Below are 10,549 nucleotides of genomic sequence, written 5' to 3'. Positions count from 1 at the left end.
GCGGAGGGGAGGTCACCTCCACTCGGGCGTGATCACCCCGAAGGCCATCAGGACGAGCGTGCCGAGGATGGCCGTGCCGAACAGGATGCGGGTGATCGGGTTGGCGAGGTTGAACGTCCAGCCGAAACCCATCCTCCTGGGTACCAGGATCGCCGGGTCCTCGCGGTTGGAGTACATCATGTCCCCTCGCCAGAAGCGGTCGTCGTCCCGTTGCACCAGGCCGCTGTCCTCCTCCGGCTGGTCGGGGACGGCAACCCTGCTGCCGGCCGGTCCGACCCGGACCAGCAGGAAACCCACGACGGCGACCGCGAGGAGGGCCGGTGCCACCGTGACGAGCAGTACGACGGTGGTCTGGTCGTGCCTGCCGGTCCACATCACCCACGAGAGCCCGCCCAGGACGAGGTTCAGCGCGGCGAGCACCAGGACGAGACCCCGACTGGTCTGGGTGAGGTAACGCCGGTATCGCCGAGCACTGGTGTCCGGCTGTGCGGGGTCGATGTCACCGCGTGAGCGCAGGATCCCGGCGGTCAACCCCAGCACGAGGCCCGTCTGCGCCGCCTGGAGGAGCACCAGGGCGAAGGCCGTCAGGGCCGAGGTTCCGACCTCGGTCGTCGCGTCCACGCCGCCAGACGCGGGCATCACCAAGGTGTCGGGCAGCGTCGGGTACGTCAGGACACCCACCACGGTGGTCGCGAGAAGGACAGCCAGTGCGGGTGACGTCCAGAGCCACGGGAAGGGGACCGGGTCCGTGCGCAGTGTGGTGTCCGCCGCCACGCCCTGTCGTCGGCCCTCGTACCAGCCATCCCGGCGCTTGGCGGTGGTGATCGCGCGACTCGCCTGGTGCCACACCACTCCGGTCGCCATCAACAGGGCGACACCGGTCAGCCCGTACACGATCCGGGGGTCCACCACCTGGCCGAGCGCCATCGAGGAGATGACAACGACCAGTACGACGGCGGAAAGCCGGTTTCGGTAAAGACGTCGTTGTTCCACGATCACCGGATCGTCCACCCTGTCCGGTGGGACTCGAACGGAGAAGGGCACCGTCTTCCGGGACAGAATGGGAGTGGGAGCCACAAGCAGGACCGCACCCAGCGCGAGCGGGACGCCGATCTGCTCCAGCAGGTTGGTGAACAAGGGGAGTGCCTATCTGTTGCTTCGATCGCGCGGCAGGTTTTCGATGCTACGGTCGGCCGAGTCGCACGGGCAACGTCGCGGTGCGGAACTCGAGCGGGTTTTGGTGTCAGCCGAAGCGATGTGCCGGTGCCTGATCCGGCGGGCGGGATGGCGGTACCAGCGGGAATTCCCCACCTCGGGCCGGTGGAGGTGTTCGGATCGCCGTTCTCGCACCAGCGCGATATCCACCCGTTGCCGATCACGACGAGGTCCCGTGCCCGAGCATGAGCGGGAGCCGCCATTTCGGAGGGGGTCCGCCGGGAACACCCCGGTGGAACCGCCCTGGTCATGGCGCTCGGCTCAGCAGCGGGGCGCAGGGGATGTGAGAACGGTGTCCACGAGGAGGGTGGCGAGCCGCTCCGAGTGCTCCCCGACTCCGTTCATCGCGATCACGACTTCGCTGTCACCGTTCTCCGTGACCGCCGTGTGGTGGTGGAAGCCGAGAATGTTCCCGTCGTGTCCCCAACACCCCCCGCCCTGGGCCATCGGCCGCCAGAAGATCCCCAGGCCGTAGTGGGCCTCGGCGGTGCTTCCCGGGGCGCGGGCCGGGACGGTTCGCAGCATTTCCGCCAGCTCCGCCGGCCCGAGCAGTCGTCCACCCAGCAGGGCGCGGAAGAACCTTCCCAGATCGTCGGTGGTGCTGATCAACGAGCCAGCCGCGTCCGCCCACGACGGGTTGAACAGCGTGGTGTTCACCGGGCTTCCCGCACCGGGGAACCGGTCGTAGCTCTCGGTGTGCGGGCCCATCACGAAGGGGAAGTCGCCGGGGGCGGCGGTCCCGGTCAGTTCCAGTCGCCGGATGATCCGCTGCCGGACCTCGGCGTCCCAGGAGTTCCCGGTCACCCTGCGCACGAGCATCCCCAGCAGGACGTAGTTGATGTCGCGGTACCGCCACCTGGTTCCCGGTGCGCACTCCGCGTCGTGCCGCAGGGCGAGATCCACCAACTGCTCCGGCCGGTAGGAGCGGAAACGGCGGGCGGCGAACTGGGCGGCGTCGTGGAGTTGGTCGAGGTCCTGGCGGAAGTCCGCGAGACCGCTGGTCTCCTGGAGCAGGTGCCGCACGGTGATGTCGGCCGCGTGGTCTGTGCCGTCCAGGACGCCGGGCAACCAACGCGCCACCGGCGCGTCGAGGGTCAGGCGACGTTCCGCCACCAACTGGAGGACGACGACGGCGACGAACGCCCGGGTGGCCCCGCCGATGCGGAAGCGCGCGTTGAAGGGGATCGCGGGAGCGGTGTCCGTCCCCCGGTTGCGGGCCTTGACCGTGTTGTCCCCGACCCGGTGGTGGATGAGGACGGCCGGGACGCCCGAGTGGTGCAGGTCGTCGGCGGCGTTCTCCAGGAGGGCGTTGCGGTCGCCCCAGGACCGGGGCGTTTCCGTCGGAGGAACTCCCGCCCAGTCCGGGCGGGTGAGGGCGTCGGCTGCCACCGACGGGTGGGGGATCGCGGCGTCCAGGCGGGTGGTTCGGGTGACACGGGCAGACGACATGTTCCGCTCCTCGGGTTCGCGCGCCGACGTCGACGCGGGCTTCGTCACATCCGCGAGCTGGGTTGCGTGTGCTCGGTCCGTGCTGTTTGTTGTAGTAGTTATAGATCAAAGTACATCCTTGTCGCAAGCCGGGGAGGAGGGTATGGGTGCGGCGGTGGCCTCCAGCCCTCATGCTTCCGGTGCCCACAACTGTCTCGTTCGGACGAAACAGACCCGTGTTCTGACCGGGAAAACCCTTCGATCGGGTGAGTGATGGGGGAGGCCCGCAGGCTGCTCGGGCGTGACCGCGAGTACCGGTGGTGGCACGCCCAACCGCGCGGCTGGACCACCCCCGGGAGGTTCAGGAGCGGGCGAGCGGCGGGGGCACCGCACGCCGCCCGTTCCTCACCTGGTCACCCTCGTGCGGGTCCCCCGGAACGGCGGAGGCGCCGTCGCGAGCGCGTGGCGCCCTGGCCCGAGGACCGGAAGCCCCGCCCGGACACGACGGACATCAGGGCGGGCGGGTCCGCTCGAGGGGAGGAGGAGTACCGGTCGCGGTGCGCTCGTGGCCACGACATCCACCCCGAGGGCCGTGAGAAGGCGGGACCCACACCGACCGTGGCGGTGACGCGGTGAGGTGCGATGGCGGCGGAGGTTCGATGCGGCGATCGCGGGCGGCGCCGTCGCGGTGAGCCCGCGAGGTCTCCTCAGGCGGGTGGGATCATCTCGACCCAGCGGAGCGGGGAGCCATCTCCGGTCTCGACCCGGCTGGGCGGAGAAGAGAGAAACGCCTGGACCATCGCTGGTCCAGGCGTGACGATCAGAGGGCGGACGCCGCCCGGTGGCGCGCGTGCACCTGCTCGAGGACGCGCACGGCCGTCGCCGTCCCGTCCTCACCCCGCAGCTTCTCCGCGAGCCTGCTGGCGTTCTCCGCCAGGGACGCGTCCGACGTGGCCTGCCGGATCGCGGCCGCCAGGGTGGGAACGTCCAACTTGCTCTGCCGGATCGGAGGAGTCGACACGCCGTGGGAATGGGCCAGGTCGGCCCAGTACAACTGTTCCAGGTGGAACGGGCAGGCGACCTGGGGTACGCCGGCGACCAGAGCCGCGTTCATGGTGCCGGTACCGCCCGCGTGCACCGCGGCTCGTACCCTGGGGAACAGCCAGTCGTAGGGCACCTCGTCGAGGACCAGCACGTTCTCCGGAGGATCGGTGATCTCCAACCCACCCCATCCCGTGCCCACGATCGCGCGGTGACCGCTGGCGCGGATCGCGTCCATCACGATCTTGCCCCGGTCGGCCGGTTCGCCCTTCCGCAGGCTCCCGAAGCCGACGAACACCGGCTTCTCCCCGGCCTCCAGGAAGTCCACGAGTTCGGCGGGCGGCGACCAGTCGGGCTTCGCGGGGAGGAACCAGAACCCGGTGTTGTGTACGGTCTCCGGCCAGTCGGCCGACGGAGTGATCACGTGCGGGCTGAAGCCGTGCAGCACGGTCACGGGTTGCCCATCCGCCCGCACGAGGCGGTTGTGCTGTCCCTTCCGAGGTGGGAGCCCCAGGGTCTCCCGCCGCCAGGCTTCGATGTCCTTCTTCTTCTGCTGGAAGAACGGCACGAGCCGGTGGCTGAGGCGGTTCACCCACGGCGACCGCGTGCGGCCTGGCTTGAGCAACTGGCTGTTGTAGTCACCCGAGGGGACGAAGTGGGGGTGCAACGCCGCGATCACCGAGGGAACACCGAGTTTCTCCGCGATCTGGTGACCGTGATCCAACGGGTTGTGCGGGTGGATCACCACGTCCACGTCTCCCGCCGCGGCGGCACCGTCCGACATGTCCTTGAGGAGGCGCGGGAACACCTCGTCCTGGACCTGCTTGAGCTTCTGGATCGCTGCCTTGCGCACGTCCTTGGGAACCTGCGCCAGATCGTCACCGGTCGTCATCACCACCTGCTGGACCACCGGGTCCTCCAGCTGGAGTTTCACGATCCAGTCGTCACGCGGGATGAACTCGATCCCGTAGTCCGCCGCGTAGGACTCGCAATTCGCGCTCGCGCACAGGACCGCCTCGTGTCCCGCCCGCGTCAGGGCGTGCGCCAGCGCCAGGTAGGGCTGGATGTCGCCCCGCGATCCGAACGCGTAGATAAGTGCCTTCACCTGCTGAATCCCCTTGGCCGTCTGTGAGGCGCGACTGCGCGCTCGTGGTGCACGGACTCTCCTCCGGTCCCGCGGACCCGTCGGCAGGAGAAGCACTTCCCCGGCCGGCCGCAGAAATTCCGTGTGGTGGAATGGCATCCACCGAGGCGATTTCCCGGGAACGTACGGGGCCGGTACCGCCGTCGACAAGCCGGTTTGACGACAGTCGAAGTTGAGGTGCCGCGTCCTGGTCGCATCCTCGTCGGGGAGAGGAACCGCCGACGAGACCAGTCCCGACCACAAGCGCGCCGACGTGCGTCAGCGGCGACCGGGGCGGGATGCCCCACCGCGCCGGTTCCGACTGGAACCGGCTGCTCACGCCGATCGCCGGACCCGGAGGCAGGAACCTCCGATGCCCCCGGCGCCAGGCCCACCGCCGCCGACGGCTTCCCCGGCCGCGGTGGGACCAGTCCGGTTCGACGCGCGGCGCGCCGCTCTCCTGGTACCCCTCGCCAGCTGATTTTTCAATCAGGGCAAAGGTGGTTTTCCCCGCCCGCCCGCGTGCATAGGTTGGACCACCGTTGACTGGACACCCCTGGCCGGGAGGTTGCGTTGCCGGAACCGCCCTGGAACCACGCAAGGGTGTGCGTTCACCGGAAATCGCGATCCCGCGGCAGGGGTAGGAGATCAGGCACATGATCAGCGAGGTGGTACAGGAAACCGTCCGGCGCGCCCGAGCCGCCCAGTCGGAGGTCGCGTTCTGGAGCCAGGAACGCGTGGACGAGGCGGTCGTCGCCGTGGGCTGGCACTGCTACCGCGAGGACAACGCCCGGCAACTGGCCACCCTCGGCCACGAGGAGACACGGCTCGGCGATCCGGAACACCTGTACCTGATGCAGCGGCGGCGCGTCCTCGGCGTGCTGAGGGACCTGCACGGCGTCCGCACGGTTGGGCTCGTCGAGGACCTGCCGGAACTCGGGCTCCAGCGCATCGCCAAACCGCTGGGCGTCATCGCGGCGGCGAGCCCGGCCACCGCCCCGAGCCCCGGCATCGTCTGCAACGCCCTCCCCATGCTCAAGACCCGCAACGCGGTGGTCTTCAGCCCCAACCCGAGGGCGCGCTCCGCCTCCCTCGCGACGGTCGGGATCATGCGCGCCGCCCTCGCCGCGGTCGGAGCCCCGGTCGACCTCGTCCAGTGCCTGGAGGAGCCGGGACGCGCCCAGGCCGAGGAGTTGATGGCAGCGGCGGACTACGTCGTGGCCGTCGGCGGCGCCGGCACGGTTCGCCGCGCGTACCTGAGCGGCACGCCCGCCATCGGCGCGGGAGTGGGCAACGCCACGGTGATCGTCGACGAGACGGCGGACCTGGCGTCGGCGGCGGAGCTGATCGCCAGCGGGGCTGGGTTCAACAACGGCACCTCCTGCTCCTCCGAGAGCAACGTCCTCGTCCACCACGAGGTCGCCGACCGGTTCCGGGCCGAACTCGCCGGACGTGGAGCCCACCTGTGTGACGACGGCGAGGCCCGTGCGCTCCGCACCCTGTTGTGGCCGGACGACCACACCCTCAACAGGGATGCGATCGGGCGAACCCCGGCCGAGCTGGCCCGCGAGGCCGGGATCCGGCTCGAGGAGCCGGACAAGGTGACCGTGCTCGTCCTGCCCTGCGCTGACCCCGAGCGGGACAGTCCGGTGTTGCGCGAGAAGATCTCGCCGCTGCTCACCGTGGCGACCTACCGCGACTTCGACGAAGCGGTCCGGCTCGTCGGGAGCATCCTCCACCGGTGCGGTCGGGGGCACAGCTGCGGCATCCACAGCTCCCGTGACGACCGCGTCCGCAGACTCGCCGAGCAGATCGAAACCTGCCGGGTCGCGGTGAACCAGTCCACGATGTCCAACACCGGCAGCTTCGACAACGGAGTACCGTTCACGACGACGTTGTCCAGCGGGAGCTGGGGTGGCGGAAGTGTGTCCGGCAACGTCACCTGGCGCCACTTCCTCAACCACACGACGGTCTCCAGGCCCATCGCCCCGGCCGTCCCGGACGAGCGGATGATCTTCGGGGCACACTGGGAGCGGTATCCGGCGTGACCGGACCACCTCACGCCGGACACCGACGTCCACGACACCGAGAGATAGGGGCCGCAAGGGCATGAGCGACGCCGCCGAGACCCTCGCCACCGAGCGCGACCACGTCTTCCACTCCTGGTCGGCGCAAGGGGCGGTGAACCCGCTGTCCATCGCCGGGGGCGAGGGGTGCTGGTTCTGGGACCACGACGGGAACCGGTACCTGGACTTCGCCTCCCAACTGGTCAACCTGAACCTCGGCCACCGGCACCCCCGGCTCGTGGCCGCCATCCGGGACCAGGCCGAGCGGCTCTGCACCGTGGCACCGCAGTTCGGCAACGAGACGCGGTCCACCCTGGCCCGCCTGATCGCGGAACGCGCGCCGGGCGACCTCGACGCCGTGTTCTTCACCAACGGGGGCACGGAGGCCGTCGAGCACGCGGTGCGGATGGCCAGGCTGCACACCGGCCGCCACAAAATCCTCTCCGCCTACCGCTCCTACCACGGGGCGACGGCCGGTTCCATCACGCTGACCGGCGACCCGAGGCGGTGGGCGAACGAGCCGGGTGTGCCCGGCGTGGCCCGCTTCTTCGGCCCGCACCTCTACCGGTCCGCCTTCCACGCCACCACGGAGGAGGAGGAGAGCGACCGCGCGCTCCGCCACCTCGCCGAGGTCATCCAGTTCGAGGGGCCGGACACGGTCGCCGCCGTCCTGCTCGAACCGGTCGTGGGTACCAACGGCGTGCTCGTCCCCCCGCCGGGGTACCTGGCGGGAGTGCGGGAACTCTGCGACCGGCACGGCATCCTGCTCATCTCGGACGAGGTGATGGTGGGGTTCGGCCGGGTCGGGGAGTGGTTCGCGGTGGACGCCTGGGACGTCGTCCCCGACCTGATCACCTTCGCGAAGGGGGTGAACTCCGGTTACGTCCCGCTGGGCGGCGTGGTCATCTCCCGGCGGATCGCCGGCACGTTCACCGACCGGGCCTACCCGGGAGGACTGACCTACTCGGGTCATCCACTCGCCTGCGCCGCCGGGGTCGCCTCCATCGAGGTGTTCGAGGAGACCGACCTGCTGCGCCGGGTGCGGCGCCTGGGCTCGGAGGTCGTCGAACCGGCGCTGCGGGAGCTCGCCGAGCGCCACCCCTCCGTCGGGCACGTGCGCGGGCGAGGCCTGTTCTGGGCGGTGGAGTTGGTGCGGGACAGGGAGACGCGGGAGCCCCTCGTGCCGTTCAACGCCAGCGGGGTCGCCGCGGCCCCGATGAACCAGCTGGCGGCGGCGGTGCGGGAGAACGGGGTCTGGCCGTTCGTGAACATGAACAGGCTGCACATCGCGCCGCCGCTGGTGATCAGCGAGGAGGAGCTGGCGCTGGGGCTCAAGGCCCTCGACGACGCCCTCGCGGTCACCGACGCCCTGACGAGCTGACCTCCCGACCGACCGAGCGGTCGACGCAGCCACGTCGACCCGCCGCCACCGAGCCCACGCCCGCCGACGAGATCACGACAGACAGGGGTAGGACATGCCGACCGCGGACATCAACGGCATCAGCGTCCCGTACGAGGATGTGGGCCACGGTGAGCCCGTCGTGCTCGTCATGGGGTCCGGTTCCAGCGGGCGAGCGTGGCACCTGCACCAGGTGCCCGCCCTGGTGGCGGCGGGTTACCGGGTCATCACCTTCGACAACCGGGGGAGTTCGCCCAGCACCCGGGACCTGGTCGGGTTCACCGTCGAAGACCTGGTGGCCGACACCGTCGGGCTCGTCGAGCACCTGCGGCTCGGGCCCTGCCGGCTGGTGGGGACCTCGATGGGAGCCCATGTCGTGCAGGAACTCCTCGTGACCCGGGCCGACCTGGCGAGCCAGGCGGTGCTGATGGCGACGCGAGGACGCACCGATGCCATGCGGCGGTTCGCCGCCCTGGCCGAGCGGGAGCAGGTCGACAGCGGAGCCGAGCTGCCGGCCCGCTACGCGGCCTCGATCCGCGCCATGCAGGTGCTCTCACCGGCAACCCTGAACGACGACCAGAAGTGCCAGGACTGGCTGGACATCTTCGAGATGGTGCCCGCCGAACACTCCAAGGGCTACCGGGCGCAGTTGGACCTCGACATCATCCCGGATCGGCTGGCCGCCTACCGGTCGATCATTACGCCCACGCTGGTGATCGGTTTCGCCGACGACCTCGTCCTCCCGCCGCACCTGTGCCGGGAGGTCGCCGACGCCATTCCGGCCGCCCGGTACGTCGAGTTGGCCGACTCCGGCCACTACGGGTACCTGGAGCGACCGGAGGCGGTCAACGCCGAGTTGGTCTCGTTCTTCGCCGAGCACCCTCCGCGCTGACCGGCTCCCCGGCGCCGCTCCACCGAGGGCGTCGCCGCCGCCGCTGCCCGCCCAGGGCGGCTCGCGCGCGGCGCGTTCCGGGCGCCGGGACGCGGTGGTCGGTTCGCGCTGGCCGGACGCGCTGGAGCGGGCCGTCCCAGGGGAGGGGGTCCGAAACCATCAATCTAATTCGCCGCTTCAGTGGCAAATGAAACTAACGCTACCGGTGCGGGGCGCTCCGACCACCACCCGGCCACGGCGCACCGGCCCACCACCCACATCCGGCCGCCGTTCCGCCGGCGGACGGTCACCCGCTCGCCCGGGGTCTTCCGGGCAGGCGGCGGAGCGTCCGCCCCACCGCAGCGGCGGTGACGCGTCCCGACGACGAACGGGCCGGTGACCCACACCGGTCACCGGTCGGACCCGCGCGGTGCGCAGGGCGCCCGCGTCCCCGTGCGACCTCCTCGCCGGTCAGGAGCCGGACGGCACCGGGTCGGCATCCCCGGCGTTGGCGGTGATCCGGCGCAGCACCGAGTCGATGTGGGCGGCGGTGGCGGCGCTCGCGCCCTCCGGATCGTGCCGTTCGATCGCCCGCAGGATCTCCCGGTGCTCCTCGATGGAGGACCGGCGCCGCGCCGCCGACACGAGGGACTCGTCCCTGCTCGCCTCGGTGATCTCGTGGACGCGGTCCAGCAGTCGCACCAGCAGCGGGTTGTGCGTGTACTGGGCGATCGCCCGGTGGAAGGTGCGGTCGAGATCGGCGAACCCCGCGGGCGTGGGGTCCCGGGTCATCTCGTCCACCAGACCCGCGAGCTGGGCGACGTTGGCCGGGGTGGCCCGCAGCGCCGCCCGCGCCGCCACCGGCGGCTCCACGCACGCCCGCACCTCCATGACCTGGAGCAGCTCGATCCGGTCGGCGTCCAGGCCCGAGGCCAGCAGCTCCCCGAAGCGGCTCGCCGTCGGGTCGAGGACCACGGTGCCGGAACCGGGCCGGCGCGCGACCAGACCCCGCGAGGCCAGGTCCCGCAGCGCCTCGCGGACCGAGCCCCGGGACACCCCCAGGGCCTCGGCCAGTTCGCGCTCCGCCGGCACCCGGTCACCCGGCCGGAGGCTTCCGGTCAGGATCAGGCGTTCGATGTCGATGGCCAGGGTGTCCGGCCTCGACAGGCTCGGGCGCCGCAGGCGGTGCCAGTCCATCCTCACGCTCCCCCAGAGTTGACCGGTGCGCCGGACGCTACCGTCCCCCGGCGCGGCGCAACCTCGCCGTAACAGGGCGCTGACAGGTCGGTAATCCGTCTGCTGTTGGCTCTTCGGAACCGCCCCGAAGTGGAGTACGCTCGCTCGCCAACTGGTCCTACCAATGTACCAATCCAGTCGGTGTCGAGTCCGCTACGGGATGTGGGAAC

At 70.7% G+C, this 10,549-nt stretch carries 7 protein-coding genes; 3 read left to right on the top strand and 4 right to left on the bottom strand.

Going from position 1 to position 10,549, the window contains the following annotated elements; genetic code table 11:
• Positions 1 to 12 precede the first annotated feature (12 nt).
• From C1701_RS25460 to C1701_RS25450, 3 genes are all read right to left on the bottom strand, one after another.
• Positions 13 to 1,137: a DUF1648 domain-containing protein gene (locus C1701_RS25460; protein WP_016697183.1), complete on the bottom strand. Its 1,125-nt coding sequence runs from the start codon at positions 1,135 to 1,137 to the stop codon at positions 13 to 15.
• Positions 1,138 to 1,476: 339 nt separating this feature from the next.
• Positions 1,477 to 2,664: a serine hydrolase domain-containing protein gene (locus tag C1701_RS25455; protein WP_103056777.1), complete on the bottom strand. Its 1,188-nt coding sequence runs from the start codon at positions 2,662 to 2,664 to the stop codon at positions 1,477 to 1,479.
• A gap of 799 nt (positions 2,665 to 3,463) precedes the next feature.
• On the bottom strand, positions 3,464 to 4,789 hold the full coding sequence (locus C1701_RS25450) for a glycosyltransferase (protein WP_016697185.1): 1,326 nt from the start codon (positions 4,787 to 4,789) through the stop codon (positions 3,464 to 3,466).
• Between the two features lie 674 nt (positions 4,790 to 5,463).
• Between C1701_RS25450 and C1701_RS25445 the strand changes: the two genes are divergently transcribed.
• The 3 genes from C1701_RS25445 to C1701_RS25435 all read left to right on the top strand — a co-directional run bounded on the left by C1701_RS25445 (position 5,464) and on the right by C1701_RS25435 (position 9,164).
• On the top strand, positions 5,464 to 6,855 hold the full coding sequence (locus C1701_RS25445) for an aldehyde dehydrogenase family protein (protein WP_103056776.1): 1,392 nt from the start codon (positions 5,464 to 5,466) through the stop codon (positions 6,853 to 6,855).
• A gap of 61 nt (positions 6,856 to 6,916) precedes the next feature.
• Positions 6,917 to 8,254: an aspartate aminotransferase family protein gene (locus C1701_RS25440; protein ID WP_103056775.1), complete on the top strand. Its 1,338-nt coding sequence runs from the start codon at positions 6,917 to 6,919 to the stop codon at positions 8,252 to 8,254.
• A gap of 94 nt (positions 8,255 to 8,348) precedes the next feature.
• Positions 8,349 to 9,164 carry an alpha/beta fold hydrolase gene (locus C1701_RS25435; protein ID WP_103056774.1) on the top strand — a complete coding sequence of 272 codons (816 nt, stop codon included), beginning with the start codon at positions 8,349 to 8,351 and terminating at the stop codon, positions 9,162 to 9,164.
• A 450-nt stretch (positions 9,165 to 9,614) separates the two neighbouring features.
• On the opposite strand, the gene C1701_RS25430 is transcribed toward C1701_RS25435, so the two are convergent.
• Positions 9,615 to 10,340, bottom strand: a complete 726-nt coding sequence (locus C1701_RS25430; protein ID WP_103056773.1) for a FadR/GntR family transcriptional regulator — start codon at positions 10,338 to 10,340, stop codon at positions 9,615 to 9,617.
• Between the last annotated feature and the right edge of the window lie 209 nt (positions 10,341 to 10,549).

The organism is Actinoalloteichus sp. AHMU CJ021, assembly GCF_002895405.1.
Taxonomy (GTDB): Bacteria; Actinomycetota; Actinomycetes; order Mycobacteriales; family Pseudonocardiaceae; genus Actinoalloteichus_B; species Actinoalloteichus_B caeruleus.
The sequence above is the reverse complement of the archived record's forward strand: the minus strand, read 5'-3'. Positions and strand labels throughout refer to the sequence as shown.